The following is a 19,271-nucleotide window of genomic DNA, read 5'->3' as shown; positions in this document are numbered from 1 at the left end:
ATATATTTGTTAATAATCAATATATTAAATCCCTATTGCATATCCCGGCATATCCCGCCGTATCCCGGTATTGCGGTTAACAATTGGTGGTAAATTGCTCGCCATTGCTGGCGGTGGGAGATATCCCGCGAACGTACCCCGGATTACTTTATTGATTTATATGATAAAAATATACTCACCGGGATACGGCGGGATTTCAGATTTCATTTAATGCATTGAAATTATTGTATATTTTTACAGATATCCCGATATCCCGGTAAAAATCGATTTTTTACGCCTATATAGAGAGTTGAAAAAATGATGAAAACAAAGAAGCAAAGGTGTGTTTTGAAACGGATGGTGATAGCACTTAACCGAATAGCTGACAGAGAGAGGTAACAGAAATGCACATACCTGCAAATGCGGACCACGGTGCACAGCCCGGCTGGTGGCTTGAAACCAAAGGCGATGATGGGGTGAGTACCTATGAGGCTGTTGTTGCCTGGCAGCGTGTTGATAATGGTTCAAATTTGGCCGGGGGTGCCCTATTCCCAGTAACGGCCTGTGGGACGGTGTGCTTTGCGCGATTCATGGACGGAATGGAGATTGTTTGCATCCCTGTGGAAAGAATGGAATGGGTGAGAGGAACCGACTACCGATTGAAGAAGGTCAAAAAATGACAGCACAAATAGCAGCCTACGGGCGATTGGTGGCCGATGTGCAGACCAAAACCACCAGCAACGGTAACACGATGGCATTTGCACGGCTGGTGGTATCGCTGCCGTGCCAGAAAGCGGAGAACGGCGAGGCTCCTTTCTGGCTGGCTGTAGTGGCATTCGGTAAGCAGGCTGACGCGCTTGCCCGTCACGCCAAGGGCGATATGGTGAGCGTATCCGGCAACATGCAGATCACACAGTGGACGACGCAGGAAGGCCGCACCGCAACCGGCTATCAGGTGGTGGCTGATTCTGTGGTCAGCGCCAGAACGGCGCGACCAAGCAGCGGGCCAGCCAGTCAGAAAAACGCCTCAAATCGGGGCGGAAAAACGGAAGTGCAGCAGGCCGGGCAACAGTCAGCACCTTACCAACAGCCGGAAGATTTTGACCAAACCCCGCCATATGATGCGCCATTCTGACCGAGGACAGGCCAGTGAACACGACCCAAGAGCAGTTGCAGCAGGTTAAACAGCAGATGCGCCAGCAAACGGAGCCAGCGCCAGCGGCGACGAAGCCCGCCCAACGCCCGGCCAACACGGCAAAAATTGCACCACGCCCCACAGGCGCAGAGAAACCGGCGAAAAAATCCCAGCCTGGTGCGGGTGGTTGGAAATCCCCGTATATTCAGCGTGCACAGAGTCATTACCCGCAGGTATTCAACCGCCGAAAGACCAGGCCTATGAAGGTCGGGATCCGTGCCGATATGTTGGCCGATGCCGCCGCACGCTGCTTGCCTTTGACACCAAAACAAATAAGTCGGGCTGTGGCCGGGCTGACCAAAACCCCGATTTATCTGCGTGCGATAGTGGCCGGTGGTCCTCGGTATGACCTGAACGGCCAGCCTTGCGGCGAAGTGACGACAGAACAGCAGGAAAACGCACGGAGGCTATTGGTTACTCTGAAAGCAAGCGGCAAGAAAAAGCGTTCTACCGGCCAGTAAGGGATTTTCATCACACCTCGTAATTCCATTTATTGCAATGTTGTTGTTGATCGTTGCTATTTATGAAATACAATAAACCTGTATAAACATACAGAGAGGTGTCAAATGGCCTATAACCCCAACTTCAAACCCGTGTTGCTGACCAAAGAACAAATGCAGGCAGTAAAACGTATCCAGGACAGCGAACGGGCGAAATCCCCGTATCAGATAGCTCCTACCCTTAACGCGATCGCTCGCGGACTCATGGATAAAGCACTTAAGCAGGAAGGGTGCTTTTGAAACCTAATATTCAGGCTGTTGACATCATCTTTCCCTTTTGGGCTGAGATGATGTCAACGCATGGAGTACAGCATGACTGATATTGCATCGATCTCCCTGCGCGTCGATACCGGCGATTTGCAGCGGGGCAACCAAGAGCTGGATAAATTCCAGCAAAAAGCCGCCGGTGCGGCCGGTGCCGCTGATGGTTTCAATGCATCCGGCAAAAATACGGCCAAGGTATCGAAGGAAATCGCGCAAGAGATTGCCGACACCCATCAACGCGTTGCTGAATATGCTGCATCGTTGAATAAGTCGCAGACAGAAGCGAAAAACCATTCGCAGGCGACGGCGCAGCAACGGCAAGAATTGCGCGATTTACTGACGCAAATTAACCCGGTTACAGCGGCGTTCGAACGACTCGATAACATGGAAAGCCAGTTATCGAAATTCAACGCAAAAGGGATAATTGATCCGGAATCCTTTGCCGAGGCTTCTCGTACCATCCAGCAGACCCGCATTCAGTTGGAACGGGCAGCAACAGCCAGAACGGAGGAAGGAAAAGCCGCCGCAACTGCTGCGCAACAGGAACGGGGTGCCACCGCCGCCAAAGAGGCATTTCTTTCAAAACTCCAAGCACAGAACGAGCTTTATAAGGCGTCATCCTCAGATGCTGCTGCATACCGAGCAGCCCAGTTAGGTATAAGCCAGGAGGCAGCACCGCTGATTGCTGCAATGCGCCAGCAGGAGGAGGCGGTAAGGCGCGAAGCCGATCAGAAACGGGCCGCAGCGATCGCTTCCAGGGGATTGAAAGAGGCGCTCAAAGAACAGGAGGCCGCAGAACGATCAGCCGCAGCGGAAACCAAGCGTGCTGAGTCCACGCGCAAATCATTCGTCGATTCGCTACAGGATCAGGTAAACGGTATTGGTAAAACGCGCATTCAACTACTGGAGCTAAAAGCGGCCAGTCTGGGGGTGTCGACCGAGTCCGCACCACTGATTGCCAAGTTACGGGAGCAAGACCAGGAATGGCGGAAAGGAACGATTTCAGCAGGGCAGTACAGACAAGCCATGCGCCAGTTACCCGCTCAATTCACCGATATTTTCACCTCTATTGCGGGCGGAATGCCGCTGTGGCTCATATTTACTCAGCAGGGCGGACAGATTGCCGATTCATTCGGTGGGTGGAGTGCCCTGCTTGATGTGATTAAGCGTGAGGTATTGGGCTTCTCTGATGCGACGGATGATTCGAGTGATTCCCTGTCTGACAATGCCAACGGGTTGGCAGAGAACGCCGATCACTTAAAACAATTCGCTACCCTTTTGACCCCAACCAGGCTGGCGATCGGCGGTGTTACTGCCGTGGTTGGGTTGCTTGGTTACGCATACTACCAAGGGGCAAAAGAGCAGGATGCTTTTAATCAGTCACTGGTTTTAACGGGTAATATCGTTGGTAAGACGTCGGGTCAGTTGGCCGATATGGCACAGTGGCTGGCCGAGAGCGCTGGCTCTACTGTTCAGATGTCGTCTGATGTGCTGAACCAATTAGTCGCTGGTGGCAAAGTGGCCACTGCGTCGCTATCGTCAGCCTCAAAGGCGATTATCAAGCTTAACGATGCAGCCGGTATTTCTACGGCGCAGCTAGTGTCTGATTTTAACGCGATCGCTGAAAACCCAGTCGAAGCCATCAAGAAGTTGACCGATCAGTATCACTTCCTCGATTTGGCGACGTACAACCAGATCAGAGCGCTACAAGAGCAGGGTAATCAGCAGGAGGCGGCCAGGATTGCATCAGATGCATACAGCGCTGCAATCAGTCAAAAAGCCGATGAAATAAAATCAAGGCTAGGCCTGTTGCAGACAGCATGGAATAACTTGGGCGATGCGGCAAAGGGCGCATGGGACAGGATGCTGGATATCGGACGGGAAACGTCGCTTGAGGAAAAGATAGCCCAAAAGCAGGCCGATCTAGGCAAGTGGACAAAGGACACAAACACCAGAAGGCAAATTCAGAGCGAATTAAACGCCCTCATACTGCAAAAGCAGATGCAGGATGATCTGAATGGTGCTCGAGCTATTGGGCAAAAAAACAACGAAAAAGCTATTCATGCGCAGGAGTATGTAAATTCGCTTACTCAGCGAACCTGGTCCAATGCCCAGAAAAGAACAAGAGAACAAGAAAAGCTCACGAAGGCCATCAAGGATGGCGCGAAGATCAGCAAGGAGGAGGAAGAAAGGCTCCGCAAAAATATCAATGATCAGTTAAAAGATCCAAAAACCCCAAAACAAAAAGCCTATCACGATGATCAGTCAATCAGCATGCTTAAGCAGGAGCAACAGCGCCTTGCTGCGTTGTTGGCTGAAAATAGCGCTCTTACCATTCAAGACGGGAAAATTATTGGACTGACGGAAGGGGGTAAGCGTCTGGCCGCACTGGATGAGCGCATTAACATTCTTCGCGGGCAAAGCCGACTCTCTTTACAGGACCAGTCCGTTCTCAGGGATAACGAGGCACTGAGATCGGCGATCCGTAATACCGAGCAGCAGGAGAAATTAAACCAGGAGAAACGCCGAGGCCTCGATCTTCAAATCCAGATGGAACAATACACTAAGTCCATTGAGAGCCGCTCGGCACAGGAACTTGGCAAGTATGGTTTAAGCAGCCGGGAGCAATCCCGCCGTGATGAACGTATTCAACTGGAAAATACCTACACCAAAAAAGGCGGAAAGGTTGATGCAGAGGGTAAGGCTATCGGGGGTGATGCCGCTGCTGCCGCATACAACAAGGCCATTGCCGCTCAAGACAAATTCTATGCCGATGATGACAAGATGCGCGGTAACTGGCAGCTCGGCATTCAAGCGGGGTTGAGTGAATACCTGGATTCGGCGACCAATGTTTACGCCTCTATGTCCAACGTCGCAAACGCTGCGCTTTCCGGCATGTCTGACATGATGACCAGCATGGTGACCACCGGCAAAGCATCATTCCGCGACTTCACGACGTCAATCCTCAAGATGATTATTGATATCATCAACAAGCTCTTGGTGGCATACGCGGTCAAGATCATGTTAGGGGAAGGCGAAGGTGGTAGCTCGATTTCTTCGGCTTTAGGTAAAATTTTTAGCTTTGATACGGGTGGCTATACCGGCGATGGTGGGAAGTACGAACCTGCTGGCGTTGTGCATCGCGGTGAGTTTGTGATGACCAAAGAGGCCACGGATCGCATTGGTGTTGATAATCTGTATGCCATGATGCGCGGTTATGCCACTGGCGGGCTAGTTGGCAATACGGTCACAGGAACGGCTCCTATGCACGGTTTGCGCGGCGGAGGAATAAACGTTGATGTTGGCGGTATAAATATCATCAACCAAAACCAGCAGCAACCAGAAGGAAAATCCTCTGGCGTTGATGTTGATGGGGCGAATAGGCAGCTAAAAGCGGCAATAGTTACTACGGTAATGGAACAGTCACAAAGATCCGGATCACCGCTGTGGGGTCTATTTAACAACCGGAAATAAAAAAGAGATTTGCGGTTGAAGATTTTATCCGCACCAGGGCGCCGGCCATTAAGGCGGTTGCTATGTCCACCACAAGCCAACAGTGATGGCGGCAGTAATCCACCAGCCATCGCTGTGAAGCGTTCGCCCTCCGAACAGGCCATTTTCTGGGGGTGAGCCAAACACCAGGAAAAAACCATGCTGATGAGCAAAGCCGCCTACGCCAAACATCGCGGCGTCAGTCGCCAGACCGTCTACGACTGGATAGCCAGGGGCGACGTTGTGATGTCCGGTACCAAGATTGACGTTGAGGCCACCGAACGGCAACGGCAAGGCGGTTATGATCCAGGGCCGGAAGTCACCACTACTGAACAACGGGAAAGCAGAACGCTCGAAATGACATGGGGGGAATTCTGGATCGCGATACAGACTGGCGACAATAAGACACCGCCACCAGCCACCAATGAAGAAATACAGCAACGCGTGAGGCTTGCCGCCGGGGAGCTTAATTGGTCGGTAGAGTTTCTGGAGGATGATGGTATTTATCTGGATGATGGCGACTCGGAACACTACGTTGTTCGGTATGACTTAAAAACCAACGCAGGAGTTGCCATAGGACTAATCAGGCAGGAATTATGCCACAGTGCCGGCTTATGCCCTGATGATATGGCCGAATGGAGCCAAGAGGGATTGACGGCGTTGTCCAAGTGGGCTGAAGGGTGATCGTCAGCAACCTGGCAGGAAAAGTGTCAAGTGGGCACCAAAAACGAAACGGATAGGTTTACACTTTTGCGACGGTTGCGGAAAAAGTGTAAACCCGATGTACAGAAAAGCTAAGGTTAAATCGCAAGTTTTCCCGGAAAGTGTCAAGTTGCCCCGCGAATTCAGTGTTCGGTATACAGTTTTATATATGCCAGCTACCGGGATCCCCCGTTTTTTTGCGCAAAAGCGTCAAGTTCACGGCCATGCTTGACACTTTTCATGGTCGGACTTTACACATTGCTTCAAACCCGCGCCAGTAATAGGCTTAGCCAGTATTGAAGGGCGTTTTTTTCACGTTAGATGTATAGAAATGTTAAGGTTTTTCATGCCTGGTGCGTAAAAGTGTAAAGCAGCCATGTACCGTAATGTACCGTCTTTCGTGGTTTTTCATGAAAAGTGTCAACCTAACCTCACGGTCTATAACGGTTGGGCGGGAATTACCGATTTTTACGGTGGTAGGGCGATGGGCGCATTGTGGCAACGCTGCCGGGCGATCATTACGTTACCGTGGAGCTGGCAACCACCAGCCCGAAATATGGCGGTGTTCGCTGGTGGTATGTATGCCCGGTATGCAAAACCCGCAAGGCTGCGCTGTATCTTTCCGGACCGTCTTTGCAGTGCCGCCAGTGTGGCGGTATTCATTACGCCAGTCAGGGTAAAAAACCATCGCGCAATCCTTGAGGTAACAACCATGAAACCAAAGCACCTGGCAGAAATAGCTGCGGCGAGTATTCGGGTTAACGGCGGTTCGGTATCGTCGTTTGAGTGCCGGGAGCTGGCGCGGCTGATTATCCGCAGCGCGGAAAACCGTGAGCGGTTTATTCAAAAAATCAGAGCGCCGGCGTATGAGTGGAAAAAGCCTGCACCGCGCAGAAGGGCTGCAAAATGAAAAAATCGAACCAACAATCAAGATCAGGCTGGGGTGGAAAACGTGCAGGTGCGGGAGCCCCATTGGGCAACACGAACGCGGTGAAGCATGGGGAGCGAAGCAGGCGGGCATTCTTTCCACTGCGCGGCGTTGGGCAATTACCGCCGCTGGTATCACTGCGAGCCCGTAACCTGATGGTCGCCGAGCGGGTGGGGGAGCTGTCGCGCCTGATGCCGGATGCTGCCCTTGGCTCAGAAGCCTACCGCGAACGGATGTTGCTTGATGGTATCATGTGGCAACACACCAAACGCATAGCACGCACTGAGCTGGATAACGCCAAGGCGGCGCTTGCTCTGGCAAGCCTAGGGCAGGCTCAGGCAAAGGCAGCGTTACGCCTTGCTAAAGAAGTGTCTGCAGCTTTATCGAAACCTAATAAATCCTAACATTCAGCCACTTTTCAAAGCGCACCAAGTAGCGACAAATATAGACACTTGAGCGGGCCGGATGGTAACAAATGGTAACGTTGCGAGAGGTTCACGGTAGCCCGCTATGATACCCCGCCACCAACGAGACCTTAACAAATCATAACGTTTGGTCATTCCCCAGTGCGGCCGGATGATAAGTTTTGATAAGGTTCGGAGAGTTCCCGCCATTGCGACAAATAGCGACGTTCGAACCACTACCACAGCACAACCCGCCAGCCAAGAAAAGGCTTCTACCCTGGCTGGCATCAATACAGGATCAGCAGCAATGACCAGAGCGGAACGGCGTCACCATTCACAGCGATTGAAGTTAAAGCGGGGCAGTTATCACACCGCTGGCGACGGAGAGCACAGGTACGCAGGGAAGGCGTATCGCACCCCTTGCCTTTGCTCATGCTGGATGTGCGGCCACCAGCGATACCACCACGGCCATAACATGCAGGAGCAACGCGCCCGCAGTCTTTACACCGGTGAGCCGGGGATCTAGTGGTGGCGCATCACGCCAAGCTGAACAGCAGCACAATATAGAATTTTATCCTGTAAAATGCCGATCCTTACAGCGAGCGGATAACGTGAAATTCTACAGGTGGGCAACGATGCGAAAGAATCGACGGAAAAAGACCACGCAGCACACGGCAACGATCAGCGGCACAATCACCAAGGCACCCAGGCGCATACAGACCAGAACCGGCCGAGTTATGGCAGCGGCCACAGTGCTGGTGGAGTCAGATAAGCGTAGCCCGTACCCCGATGCAGGTAATCGGCTTTGACCTGCTGGCATTGGAATTGATGATCCACCAGCGGGGAGAGCGGTTAACGGTGACTGGCGCGGCCGGTTATCACAATGGCTACCAGATAACAGCGCGTGAGGTGGTTTCCGAGTTTGGCAGCCTTATGAAGCGTCACAGCGGCACCGTTGAGGCTTTGAGTAATAGGTGAACTAGATTGCACCAGTGGAGTGGCAATATTCAACGGCAGAGCTGTACGGCTTTACTCTGGATGGCGGGTTATTGCCACCGGTAACACTCCACCGGCACCGATCTCCATATGGCTAAAAATCACACTAAATCGTGGCAAGCAAAAACAAATGTGTATAGGAATGTGTGTAGTTTCATTTTTATAAAGTCAGTAAATGCCTATTTAACTGGCTTTAGGTTCTGGCGTTCTACTCCCTTCACCCGCTCCAATCTCAAGTCTCCCCCGAACTCCAGCAAAATCAACAACTCTCTGATTTAACAGCGTTTTTATCATTTTTCATATCAACTTGGTTTAACCCGCATTTCCCCAATCAACCCAGTATCTTGTACAGAAATGCCTGTAGTTGCACCTATGCAGTTTGAAACGACACAAATTGCGTGATTTCAGAGGTGGAAACTATACTCATGCCATCTTGGAAGAGCACCTCTGCGTAGATCTGACAAGCCGCCTTACAATTAGAGGGGATAAGGCATGGTTCGGTTGGTAATGATTTTACTTGGGGTTGATTATTTGCGTAACCGCTGGCGAGGATTGATGATTGCCGGTTGGTTAGGCGTGTTAGCGGGTTTAATCGTTTTCATCGATGCGTTGGATGACGCGATTTATTTCCCTTTGCATCCCTTCGCTTTCCTGTTGTTGGTAGAGGGACTGGCAACGTTGATGGTCGCACATACCGGCATCGGCGGGCAACGTACCTTGCGTTACGTAAAAGGAGGTGCATTTTCACTGGCCGCAATATTGATATTGAGTGGGCAACACCATGGCCATTTTATTTTATCGATGATTTTTGGCACTTTGTTTTTGGCCGATGGGCTACTGCAAATCGTCTCCGCTGGGGTCGTGCGCTATAAAAACTGGAAGTTGGTGGTGGCTGGCGGTGTATTGGAAGTTATGTTAGCTATTTTCTTCTTTCAACCCTATCCGACCCATTATGTCGGCACCGTACCTTATTGTTTAGGACTGGGGTTGATGTTTGGTGGGTGGAATATGGTTATGCTGGCGATGCGCGTCAAAAAGCTGGAGGTCAACCCCGCAGTTTTGGGTAATAAGGCCGCAGAGGAAGCCAGTAGCGCAATAACCACGCCTTTGGTAACTGAATGGGAAGGTCCTCCGGATGATGATGAACCTGCATTGACCATACATGTCTGGACTCCTGTGGGATCCTCGAAGAGTGCAACGGTACCTCATCCTGTTATTGATCGTTATATTGCTGCGGTGGATAAAGATGGGGTGATTTCTACTGGTCATGCTGCACTAGAATCTCCGGAAGGCATTTATATCAGTCTGTATCCCGCAGTCGATATTGACCGGTCGCCAGATCAATTTACCCGCTTGCTGCGGGCAACCGCAGACAATAATGTTAAAGGGAAATTCCAACCGGATTATGTGACTGAGTCAGGTGCATGGTGTCCTTCAACCCAGCGTGTGCGGATCAGGAACTACGATGCTGAACGTCTGAAACGGTTCTGGGAAGTTTATCGTGAAGACAATACTTATAATCTCACCTATCGTAACTGCTCAAGCAGTGTGGCACGGGGTCTTGAAGCGGCGCTGGAAGGCGTAGTGAGTAAAATATGGGGGCAACGTGGCCACTGGTGGGTGTTGAGTAAAATTCTCACGACGCCGGAATTATGGGTGGCGGTACAAATACGTAAACGTGCAAAAACGATGGCCTGGACACCAGGGCTGGTGCTTGACTATGCACGTGCATTAAGCATGTTGGCGGATCCCCGGCCGGCCGGTTGGATAACTACCATACGACGTGCCCTAGAGAAAATGTTTTCTTTGCGCAAGCAATGGCGCGATGAAAAAGCACAGGGCACGATAGCGTCAGGCGTTCGCAGTGAGCCCTCAAATGACAAAGGCAACTAGCGATTATGGCAATGTTTCCCCCTTTATACGCAGGGCTTTATTATTGGCATCAATAGCATGACGAACACTCTGCTGATTGGTATCAAAAATATCGTCAATAAACCACTGCCCATTCTCAGCCACTAAATCAAACTCGGTGGTTGTCGTGAGGTTGCTATCTCTAAAAGCGCGAAAGGTGACTGTGGCATGCGATTTTTTATTATCGTTAGAGAGAATATTGATATCCGTCACCACCAGGTTCTGATAATCCTGACACTGGCAGATCGGGTCGGCGTCAAGATAGCCCATATCGCCAGGTAAGGTTAGCGCCTGATCCTCTGCCAACACAGCGATGAATTTCTTTGAGGCAATCCGCTTCGGGCCTGTTTCGCCGATGAATGCGGCTGTAACCTCATCATGGCTATAGGTGGCATAAATCCGTGCTAAAAAGGCACTGGGATTTTCAATGGCCGAGGCGGGCTGTGGGAGTGCAGCAAACGAAAGGAGAGAAAAACAAAGCAAAGCCAAAAAACGCATGGTTACCACCCCTTAAAAGTTCTCTATCCTTTAAATCAGCTGGTCCATACTACGGAGCGCTCACGTTGATGGCAACGCCTGATGGCTCTTAATCAGCTCTGTACGCAACTAAAGTATACGCTGGAAAGCTATTCCTAAAGAAAGGGATGCGATCAAAGATCACCACGGTGAACGCGATGATTAATATCATAACCAAAAACAAAATCACCAGAGACATCGCAAACCAGAAGCCACTTATTTCAATCGTTGTAAGCCCTATAGATGCACCATACAAGGCCCCGCATATAAGGATAAGTGACGTAGTGATCCCAACGAAGTTTGCCAGCCTTCTTCGAAGGCTTTTCTTCTGAAACTGAAACGTCGAGGGGTTAACACTGAAGTCATAGAAAACCTCCTCAGAAATCACCAGCTCAGGCCGTTGCAGCGAGGCAATCTGCATCAGTATTGCACGTGTAATGTCCCAGTGATGCTTGAATTTCTTTATTTCATGCACCGGGACTAAATTTTCTTTCGTTTCACCGGATTGGTTTACGGTGTAGATAACCAGGTTTTTAGTGTTGTTTTTATAGCCCGTATTACGAAAGCCAATCGTGGCCTTGGTGCCGTCCTCTAACGAGCCAGTGACTTCTGGCCATAGTAGCTGATAATGACTTACACCGCCTGACAGATCGTTGTATCGCGTATAAAAAACACCTTGAGAGGTGACGTTAAAGTATACCTCTCCATGCTTTAATTTTAAGTTGTCGCTAATTCTTTTAAAGAATAAATAATTCAGGGGGAGAAGGATTAATAAAAATAAAACACCAAGTAGAAAGGTGTCACCCTCGATAAAAAATAGGGTTGGCGTAGCCAGAGATGCAATGAAAACAAGTGTGAAAACGGGAGAAAGCAATAAGTAGAGCGTCTTTGTCGCTATTCTACGCTCGATGGCTGACACATCATCACATCGCTTGGAGGGGCTGGCGAAAAACGCGGTATGTTCGGCAATCATACTTTTATATCCCTATAATCAATCACATAATCCTGAATTAGTGTCTTGCTGTACCCTAGCTAGTTAGCCGGAAGGCTTAAAACCAAGGAACTCAAGCCTGGTAGATTACCAGACTCAGGGACTATTTTCTGCTTATGATACACGGCTCACTGCAAGGGAAATCTCCGCTTCTGGGGGCATGTGCCCGATATTCAGTAGCTTTGGTCAGTTTGCTTTCCTGTTTATGACAATCAAGCTTTGCATCGCAGGTGTAAGCATAGAAAGAATAAATATATATCCATTAATAACCCCGGCGGTTCGCCAGGGTTATTGCCATAATAGGTTATTTAAAGGCTGACTTTCCTGCAAACTGTGCTGACGAACCCAACTCATCCTCAATTCGCATGAGCTGGTTGTATTTTTCGATACGCTCACCCCGGCACGGGGCTCCTGTTTTGAGATGACCTGCACGCATAGCCACTGTCATATCGGCGATAAAGCTGTCGATCGTCTCTCCGCTGCGGTGTGAGATAAAGGCACCCCAGTTGTTGTCATGGCAGAGCTGAACCGCATCAAAGGTTTCACTCAGGGAGCCAATCTGATTGAGTTTAATCAATGCAGCATTCGCAAGATTTTCATCAATCCCGCGCTGTATATACTTCACATTGGTCACAAACAGATCGTCACCAACCAGTTCAATCTGATCTCCCAATCGATCATGCAGAATTTTCCATCCTGCCCAGTCATCTTCCGCGAGGCCATCTTCAATAAGGACAATCGGGAAGGTTTTAACCAGCATCTGGTAGTAGTCCGCCATCTCCTGCGAGGTCAGCTCGGCATTCTCCGTACGCAGATGATATTTTCCGTTTCGATAAAACTCACTGGAGGCTGGGTCCATACAGATAACGATATCTTCATTAGGGCGGAACCCAGCTCTCTCTATGGCAAGGACAATCAGTTCCAGCGGTTCACGATTTGAAGAAACTGCCGGAGCAAAACCTCCTTCATCGCCCACACCGGTTGACAGGCCCATTTCAAGAAGAACCTGACGAAGCGACTGGTATACTTCACTACCCCAACGCATGGCCTCCCTGAACGTTGGTGCGCCGTAAGGCGCAATCATATATTCCTGAAAGTCAGCCCCCTGACCGCGGGCATGAACGCCCCCATTGATGATATTCATGCAAGGCACCGGCAGCAGATTTGCCCCAATCCCACCAAGATAGCGGTACAAAGGCGTATGAGATAGTTGAGCGGCGAGCCGTGATACGGCCAATGAAACGCCCAAAATAGCATTTGCCCCCAGGCGCGCTTTATTATCCGTCCCATCCAGGGCAATCATAATGTTATCGATGCCGCGCTGATCGCGTACATCATGCCCTTTAAGGCTGTTATGAATCTCAGTGTTAACGCTTTTGATCGCATTGAGGACACCTTTCCCGCCGAAGCGCGTTTTATCACCATCGCGGCGCTCTATAGCCTCTCGCGAACCGGTACTTGCTCCGGAGGGGACGGAGGCTCTTGCAACAGTACCGCATTGGGTTGAAACATCGACTTCCAGGGTTGGGTTACCCCGAGAGTCCAGGATTTCACGGGCATGGATTGTTTCAATAATAAAGCTCATATAAACCTCTAATATCAGTTGGTTGCAATATGCTTAATCAACACGTCAACGGTCAGATGGTTGACGAATTCAATTGAATGGGAAGAGAGCATCCCGAAAAGTCTGTTTTTATGTCCCATAATGACCAGATCTACACCCGCATCGGCGACGTAGGCCTCTAGGTCTTTAAAGCGGCTGATCGTCACTATCTCTTTCACATCCACGGGAAAATTGACTGTCTTCACTAACCGACTAAGCATTGCTTTTGCCGCAATAATTTCAGCAGACTGCCGGTCTTTCGTTAAAGAGTCTGAGGTAATGTCTAACTCTTGAAGATTTGAAGTGAGGTGTCCAAGGGTGATCGCCGTCCCTTGTTCATGAAAACTCCTGGCGACACTTTGAAGCAGAAACTGGCCGTCGGTTTCATCGCTGAGCATTAACAGAGCATGTTTATACATTTGCATTGACTACCTCGAGGAGGTTGAGAAAGTATCCGTCAGCCACGGCAGTATCTCTTTTTTCCTGCTTATAATGCCTGGAAGAGACAGACACGTTAGATTGAGCGCATTATTTTCTGAGAAATATATCGTTGTGTTTTTCTTAAAGATGTCCGTGACAGCCAACATCGCAATGTCAAAATCGCCGGACTGACACTCTTTTGTTAATGCGATAAGTAGGTCAGCGAGCATTGCATCTACTGCTGACATGCTGGCGACTTCGATTTGAGAAAGCAGCACCGACTGGGCGTTAATCCGGTAGCGCTTGGCGTCTTTCTTAAGAAGTGAGTCTGGTGTTTGCCCCCCAATATCTGTTTTCGCGATCAGCAACTCTTTCACGAAAGAGTCATAATTGAGTTGGCTTATGGAGAATAATGACTGCACGGCAGCGATGTCATGAGCTGTAGTGGTAGGTGATGTGAGCGCAACAGTATCACTCAGTATCGCTCCTAACATCAGGATGGCTTGAGATGAAGAGATCGGCTGAGGATTTTCAAGGGTAAGGATTTGCCAGATCACCGTGGCACAGCAGCCGTAGGAACGTATCCAAACATCCGGAGGATCCTGTGTCATAACCGTGCCCAGCCGGTGATGGTCTATGATGCCAACAATGTTGCCGTCGGCAAGTGAGGAAGGGCCCTGTTCCAGATCGGTAAAGTCGACCAGCCATACCTGTTTGCCACTGAGGTCTCCGTCGAGCAAGGGGGGAGGGGCTACTCCGGCCTGCTGCAGAATAAACGCCGTTTCAGGTGTAATGTCACCGAGCCTAAAAGGAGTCGCGCGCTTGCCGAGATTTGTCAGCCAGTCTGCTGTAATGAGCGCGCTGCAGATGCTGTCGCTGTCGGGATTCTGATGGCCAAAGACATAGATCATTTCAGCGTCTCCTCTGAGGTATCAGACGCAAGAAAGATCAAAGGTAAAAGATGATTTTTTTTCATAAGTGTACCTGACATACGTGCCTAAGGATAAAAGCAAAAATGTATATCAGGCGTCATCATCCGAACTGGACAGTCCGGCGGTTGGGAAAGGTGGAACACCATCACCTTGAAAAAAAGCATAGGGCAAAATTATAATCTGTGCAACAAAAATGCCGCCTACTTTGATCGTGATCATTTTTTCCTGACATTCAGAAAATCGTTTAAAGCTTCACTACTTTGAATTCTAGGTGAATTTTATTATTCTGAATTACGTTTCACGACTACATTGAAGTACTCTACAACCGGACCCGGCGCCACCGTTATCACAGCGGCATCTGTCAAGAGGCCTTCGAAAAGGCCTCATCGTGAGGACAGAAGCAGTCTGTAGAATTGGGAGTGCTCCAGTGATGGAATAATATCCGATTAATCACTAAAAGCCATATCCTATATCAAACGTCCCTATGTTTGCATTGTAATTGTGCATTTTCATCCGTTGATAAGATAAGCCGATATTCCAATTTTGCTCATCACCAAAATAATATTTCCACCCAACGGCGCCATAAAGGCCAAGTCCGTTTTTACTCTCAATAGTATTATCTTCATGATAAAGGTTAGTGCCTGCTCGAATATAGAGTGAATGATGCCCCAAAGGCAGCGTGGCTTGCAAGGCGAGCGGAATTGTATGATAGGTTATATTTTCAGGATGAGCGTAACCATCTGAAATAATTAGGGCTGTATCGCCAGCTAGGCTAGCATGTCCATAGGCATAGCCAGTATAAATGCCCAGGTTTTTTGTAAAACCATATTGATACCCTATTTGTATATGACCACCTGCATCATTACCTTCTATATAAGTAACTCCAGAATTTAAAGATAACTCTTGCCCTGCAAGTGCAGATAGTGGAGCAATGAGGAAAAGCAAAGCATAGCATGTTTTTTTAATTTTCAAAATACACTCCTTAGATATAACTAAACGTTCTATGGTGGGAAATGTTTTTTGTTGATATCACCATGATGTAATGCCTAATGGTAATATTAACAAACTAAACAATGGTTTCGTCTATTTGTTGATACTCTAAAAGATAATCTACCTAGTCTTTTAATTGCGGTTTTTGTATGGGTGGGATGATGGTTTGACACTCCTCTCATAGAAGCGCTCACCATATTGTTAACTAAAAGAATGGTACCTATTAAAAATAGGGTTTTTAAAAATTTATTCATGATGGCAATGTCCAAAATATGCGTATTTTTATAACTCACTGTTTTAAAAAACATTTTATGATGTTTTTTATTGCTAATTACAGATCGTGAGGAATAGGAGAGGTAATAAATACAGGGTAAAACAAAGGCAAGGATGGATTTAGAGGGTTTATTCTCTACGTGTACCAAGTAATAATAGGTTTTTGTTGATTTTTTCATGACGATACCTGACAAGTTAGCCTATTTGAATAAGCGAAAATATATCAGGCGCCATTATCCACTTTATAGGTTAATTATAAGTGGCGGTTCGGAGAAGGTAGAGCACCATTACCTTTGCGTCAATTATCATTCAACAAAACAGGGAAATCAAGAAAAAAATAAAAATGGAAGCCAAGATGTTCAATATACCTAAGTAATGATAAATGGCGCCCCACTAACATATTGTATTATATTTATTTTATTTTTAGAGGTTACACACTGGTATCATTATCATGCACATCTCACTTACTAATTAGCTACATTACTTACTATAGTTTAACTTAGAATCAATGCGGCAACGCCACAAATGCAGTTTAAAATCCATGATGATTGTTTACTTTAAATTAAAAGTGATTTTAATAATTCTTTCTATGTAAATAATTTTGATGAGGGTTTAGTGATTTTCTAGGCATGGTCTAATGTTGGGTCATGTTTAATGGCATATGATTTTATGCTATGATTGAGGTTGATTAACTATCAGTGAGAGATTGATTCAATGAAGTTAGATGCAATACTTTGGGATTATGATGGAACACTGGTTAATACCGTTCCCAAAAATATTTCCATCACTAAGGAGATTCTATCCATTGTCGCGCCGCATTTGACAAAAGAAAATTTACCCAAATGCTTACAGAGTGAAGAGTTATACCATATTGCTAATCATAGAGCTAAAAATTGGCAAGAGCTATATATTGATTACTATGGGTTGTCACATGAAGAAATGTTAATTGCCGGAAGCCTGTGGGCAGAGTTTCAAGATAAAAATAAAACCAAAGTTGTGCTTTTTGATGGTGTTAAAGATGTTTTAATTAAATCAAAAAATATCCCTCATGGTATTTGCTCACAAAACTCAAAGGGAAATATCCGTAGAGTGTTTGAAATAAATGGGGTGTCTGAATTTTTTAAAGCTATTGTTGGTTATGATGATGTTCCAAATCATTACCAAAAACCACATCCATTTGGTGGTGTTAAATGTTTAAAGTCAATTTTTGGCCGTGCTAAAAATCATTCAATTATGTATATAGGTGACCATGAGTCTGATACGCAATTTGCTCGTAACATACAATCCGAACTCGGAATTAATGTTATCTCAGTCGCTGCGGCATATAGTCTTTCTGAACCTAAACACTGGAAAGTTAAGCCAGATTATATTGCATATACTACAAAGGAGCTTTTATCTATTATTGATATTCACATGTAAATATATTAAACAGGGTTTTAACTCAGGCGTTCTTGCAGGCGAAACGTTGCAATGCCCTGGTCATATCACACATCAACACTACGTTTAGTTTGTCATTCTTTCAGTCCAGAGCTACTTATAGCGCCTTCTTAACTAATATGACATGTACGAGCAGCCTCTTCGGGCTGCGCATTCTCGTCTTCAAGTTACTTCAACCGTTCAACGTCGGGCTGTACTGGCCCACGGATGGCAGACCATACGTTGTAATATTACCAGTAATGATAATGACTTTATTCAGATAATATATCCCATTATCACTTCAATAATGATAATTATTATTGAACTCTATTTTTGTGTTTTGGCCTGATTTCCCATTAAAATTATCTTTCATTTTTTGAATGATGATAATTATTTTGTATAACGGAATTGGTAAGGGGATATATCAAAGTGTAAATCAAAAAAATATATTTATGTAAGGCTATTTTTATTTATGAAACTAAAGATTTCAACAGATTTTTTTACTCACTATAAATGGCAATTAAAACAAGGGATTGTTGTGTTTTATATCCAATCTGTAACATAGATAAAAACGATCGATTGAGGTTTTTTCATTGGTAATAACGTGTTTTACTGTAGGTGTTATTGATTTAGTCTTTTGCGAAAATTCTTAATTAATATTTAAGAGGTTGTAATGAAATGTCATTTTTTTAAAGCAAGAAGCTTGTGCTTTTTACTTGGTGCGGCCATTTCCGTCGTGGCTAATGCTAGTGTAAATAGCAGCTCTATTTCTGGTGAAATTTCAGTTTCCTTGAATGTATTACCCGGCTGCGTTGTTAAATCTGCCCAACAACCCAATGACTTATCGACTGTCGCTGATGGTCAGCAATGGATGACGTTAGCTTTTCCTGATACTGGCGCAACCGCAGGCTCTCAACTAAACGCACAAGATAAAATGAATGTTCAATGTACGGCGGGAGCACAGCCTTCATTGACATTAGACGCAGGGAAACAGGGTGATAAAGACATGTACAATATGTTGAATGAAGATAGTACAACGAAAATGCCCTATACCCTTTCCAGCGATCAGGAAGGTACCAGTATTATCAAGCCGAATGAGCCAGTAAAAATCACCAGTTCTGGCGATGTCGTGCTCTATGCTAAGGCCACGGTTCCACAAAATGCTCAGGCTGGGAAGTATACTGACACCATTAAAGCCACCATAAGCTGGTAATTGAAGGTCATGGGCATCAAATTGTCTTCAACATCCTTGATACTGGTGCTGGGGTTATCCACCATGAATTCCCCTGTACAGGCTAAGGCTGGCCAGCAAGTCAGCGCGAAGTTTGATGTCACGGCCACTATTAATAACGGTTGCAGATTCATAGGGAGCAATAAACTTTCTGTGGATCTGCCTGATCTATTGATTGGTCAGTCCTCAGTTTCCAGCCAAACCTATTTTAACCTGCAGTGTACACCTGGTGCTAACGCAACCATTAGCATTGATGGTGGGCAGCATTCCTTAAGCGGGGGAAACCGGGCGCTAGCATTAGATGGAGGAAATGATCAACTGATCCCCTATCAGATTTTTGCAGTGAAAGAGGGAAAGAAGATTGAATGGGAAACGCCCATTATATTCACCCCCGATGAGTTAAATAACAAAATTGAAATTGACGTGGAAATAAATCACCCTCCATCTCCACTTATACCAGGTCATTATACAGATACAGCAACTATAACTGTCTCTTACTAAATGCAAAATAAATTGTTTGGTGGAATA

At 47.1% G+C, this 19,271-nt stretch carries 18 protein-coding genes and 1 riboswitch; of the genes, 12 read left to right on the top strand and 6 right to left on the bottom strand.

Features of this window, described 5'->3' with window-relative positions:
• The first annotated feature begins 383 nt into the window (after positions 1–383).
• From N6G83_RS39050 to N6G83_RS39010, 9 genes are all read left to right on the top strand, one after another.
• Complete coding sequence (locus tag N6G83_RS39050; RefSeq protein ID WP_260524131.1) at positions 384–659, top strand: hypothetical protein; 276 nt, start codon at positions 384–386, stop codon at positions 657–659.
• Positions 656–1,114 carry a single-stranded DNA-binding protein gene (locus tag N6G83_RS39045; protein ID WP_260524130.1) on the top strand — a complete coding sequence of 153 codons (459 nt, stop codon included), beginning with the start codon at positions 656–658 and terminating at the stop codon, positions 1,112–1,114. Before N6G83_RS39050 ends, N6G83_RS39045 begins: the two co-directional genes overlap by 4 nt.
• Positions 1,115–1,128: 14 nt before the next feature.
• Positions 1,129–1,635, top strand: a complete 507-nt coding sequence (locus N6G83_RS39040) for a ProQ/FinO family protein (protein ID WP_260524129.1) — start codon at positions 1,129–1,131, stop codon at positions 1,633–1,635.
• A 105-nt stretch (positions 1,636–1,740) separates the two neighbouring features.
• Complete coding sequence (locus N6G83_RS39035) at positions 1,741–1,914, top strand: hypothetical protein (protein WP_260524128.1); 174 nt, start codon at positions 1,741–1,743, stop codon at positions 1,912–1,914.
• 72 nt (positions 1,915–1,986) lie between these two features.
• Positions 1,987–5,412: a phage tail tape measure protein gene (locus tag N6G83_RS39030; protein WP_260524127.1), complete on the top strand. Its 3,426-nt coding sequence runs from the start codon at positions 1,987–1,989 to the stop codon at positions 5,410–5,412.
• 177 nt (positions 5,413–5,589) lie between these two features.
• Positions 5,590–6,114 (top strand): hypothetical protein, encoded by a 525-nt coding sequence (locus tag N6G83_RS39025; RefSeq protein ID WP_260524126.1) that lies wholly within the window; start codon positions 5,590–5,592, stop codon positions 6,112–6,114.
• Between the two features lie 394 nt (positions 6,115–6,508).
• The gene (locus N6G83_RS39020; protein ID WP_260524125.1) at positions 6,509–7,042 is read left to right on the top strand and encodes a hypothetical protein; all 534 of its coding nucleotides are present in this window, start codon (positions 6,509–6,511) and stop codon (positions 7,040–7,042) included.
• The gene (locus tag N6G83_RS39015) at positions 7,039–7,464 is read left to right on the top strand and encodes a hypothetical protein (RefSeq protein ID WP_260524124.1); all 426 of its coding nucleotides are present in this window, start codon (positions 7,039–7,041) and stop codon (positions 7,462–7,464) included. Before N6G83_RS39020 ends, N6G83_RS39015 begins: the two co-directional genes overlap by 4 nt.
• 1,488 nt (positions 7,465–8,952) lie before the next feature.
• Positions 8,953–10,353 carry an HdeD family acid-resistance protein gene (locus N6G83_RS39010; protein ID WP_211135948.1) on the top strand — a complete coding sequence of 467 codons (1,401 nt, stop codon included), beginning with the start codon at positions 8,953–8,955 and terminating at the stop codon, positions 10,351–10,353.
• Positions 10,354–10,356: 3 nt separating this feature from the next.
• On the opposite strand, the gene N6G83_RS39005 is transcribed toward N6G83_RS39010, so the two are convergent.
• From N6G83_RS39005 to N6G83_RS38980, 6 genes are all read right to left on the bottom strand, one after another.
• The gene (locus tag N6G83_RS39005) at positions 10,357–10,869 is read right to left on the bottom strand and encodes a DUF3828 domain-containing protein (protein ID WP_074029729.1); all 513 of its coding nucleotides are present in this window, start codon (positions 10,867–10,869) and stop codon (positions 10,357–10,359) included.
• Between the two features lie 88 nt (positions 10,870–10,957).
• A complete protein-coding gene (locus N6G83_RS39000; RefSeq protein WP_211135947.1) occupies positions 10,958–11,860 on the bottom strand; it encodes a hypothetical protein in 903 nt (300 codons plus the stop codon).
• 322 nt (positions 11,861–12,182) lie between these two features.
• Positions 12,183–13,463, bottom strand: a complete 1,281-nt coding sequence (gene eno, locus N6G83_RS38995) for a phosphopyruvate hydratase (protein WP_074029731.1) — start codon at positions 13,461–13,463, stop codon at positions 12,183–12,185.
• A gap of 14 nt (positions 13,464–13,477) precedes the next feature.
• Entirely contained in the window at positions 13,478–13,906 is a 429-nt protein-coding gene (locus N6G83_RS38990; RefSeq protein WP_199063823.1) for a universal stress protein, read from the bottom strand.
• A gap of 3 nt (positions 13,907–13,909) precedes the next feature.
• Positions 13,910–14,812, bottom strand: a complete 903-nt coding sequence (locus N6G83_RS38985) for a manganese-dependent inorganic pyrophosphatase (protein WP_211135946.1) — start codon at positions 14,810–14,812, stop codon at positions 13,910–13,912.
• 105 nt (positions 14,813–14,917) lie between these two features.
• Positions 14,918–14,992, bottom strand: a riboswitch (Fluoride riboswitch).
• Between the two features lie 294 nt (positions 14,993–15,286).
• Positions 15,287–15,805 carry an outer membrane beta-barrel protein gene (locus N6G83_RS38980; protein WP_211135945.1) on the bottom strand — a complete coding sequence of 173 codons (519 nt, stop codon included), beginning with the start codon at positions 15,803–15,805 and terminating at the stop codon, positions 15,287–15,289.
• Between the two features lie 1,005 nt (positions 15,806–16,810).
• On the opposite strand from N6G83_RS38980, the gene N6G83_RS38975 reads away from it, so the two are divergent.
• The 3 genes from N6G83_RS38975 (at position 16,811) to N6G83_RS38965 (ending at position 19,244) form a co-directional block, all read left to right on the top strand.
• A complete protein-coding gene (locus N6G83_RS38975; RefSeq protein WP_211136951.1) occupies positions 16,811–17,515 on the top strand; it encodes an HAD family hydrolase in 705 nt (234 codons plus the stop codon).
• 670 nt (positions 17,516–18,185) lie between these two features.
• Positions 18,186–18,725, top strand: coding sequence for a spore coat U domain-containing protein (locus N6G83_RS38970; protein ID WP_024531036.1), 540 nt, complete (start codon positions 18,186–18,188; stop codon positions 18,723–18,725).
• Between the two features lie 9 nt (positions 18,726–18,734).
• A complete protein-coding gene (locus tag N6G83_RS38965; protein WP_074029747.1) occupies positions 18,735–19,244 on the top strand; it encodes a spore coat U domain-containing protein in 510 nt (169 codons plus the stop codon).
• Positions 19,245–19,271: the final 27 nt, after the last annotated feature.

The sequence above is a fragment of the Serratia sp. PL7 genome, from assembly GCF_945957435.1.
The sequence above is the reverse complement of the archived record's forward strand: the minus strand, read 5'-3'. Positions and strand labels throughout refer to the sequence as shown.

Excerpts from the sequence above, each read along its gene's own strand:
- N6G83_RS39050 (WP_260524131.1), top strand. The coding sequence starts at position 384 with ATGCACATACCTGCAAATGCGGACCACGGTGCACAGCCCGGCTGGTGG.
- N6G83_RS39045 (WP_260524130.1), top strand. The coding sequence starts at position 656 with ATGACAGCACAAATAGCAGCCTACGGGCGATTGGTGGCCGATGTGCAG.
- N6G83_RS39035 (WP_260524128.1), top strand. The coding sequence starts at position 1,741 with ATGGCCTATAACCCCAACTTCAAACCCGTGTTGCTGACCAAAGAACAA.
- N6G83_RS39030 (WP_260524127.1), top strand. The coding sequence starts at position 1,987 with ATGACTGATATTGCATCGATCTCCCTGCGCGTCGATACCGGCGATTTG.
- N6G83_RS39025 (WP_260524126.1), top strand. The coding sequence starts at position 5,590 with ATGCTGATGAGCAAAGCCGCCTACGCCAAACATCGCGGCGTCAGTCGC.
- N6G83_RS39020 (WP_260524125.1), top strand. The coding sequence starts at position 6,509 with ATGTACCGTAATGTACCGTCTTTCGTGGTTTTTCATGAAAAGTGTCAA.
- N6G83_RS39015 (WP_260524124.1), top strand. The coding sequence starts at position 7,039 with ATGAAAAAATCGAACCAACAATCAAGATCAGGCTGGGGTGGAAAACGT.
- N6G83_RS39010 (WP_211135948.1), top strand. The coding sequence starts at position 8,953 with ATGGTTCGGTTGGTAATGATTTTACTTGGGGTTGATTATTTGCGTAAC.
- N6G83_RS39005 (WP_074029729.1), bottom strand. The coding sequence starts at position 10,869 with ATGCGTTTTTTGGCTTTGCTTTGTTTTTCTCTCCTTTCGTTTGCTGCA.
- N6G83_RS39000 (WP_211135947.1), bottom strand. The coding sequence starts at position 11,860 with ATGATTGCCGAACATACCGCGTTTTTCGCCAGCCCCTCCAAGCGATGT.
- eno (WP_074029731.1), bottom strand. The coding sequence starts at position 13,463 with ATGAGCTTTATTATTGAAACAATCCATGCCCGTGAAATCCTGGACTCT.
- N6G83_RS38990 (WP_199063823.1), bottom strand. The coding sequence starts at position 13,906 with ATGCAAATGTATAAACATGCTCTGTTAATGCTCAGCGATGAAACCGAC.
- N6G83_RS38985 (WP_211135946.1), bottom strand. The coding sequence starts at position 14,812 with ATGATCTATGTCTTTGGCCATCAGAATCCCGACAGCGACAGCATCTGC.
- N6G83_RS38975 (WP_211136951.1), top strand. The coding sequence starts at position 16,811 with ATGAAGTTAGATGCAATACTTTGGGATTATGATGGAACACTGGTTAAT.
- N6G83_RS38970 (WP_024531036.1), top strand. The coding sequence starts at position 18,186 with ATGAAATGTCATTTTTTTAAAGCAAGAAGCTTGTGCTTTTTACTTGGT.
- N6G83_RS38965 (WP_074029747.1), top strand. The coding sequence starts at position 18,735 with ATGGGCATCAAATTGTCTTCAACATCCTTGATACTGGTGCTGGGGTTA.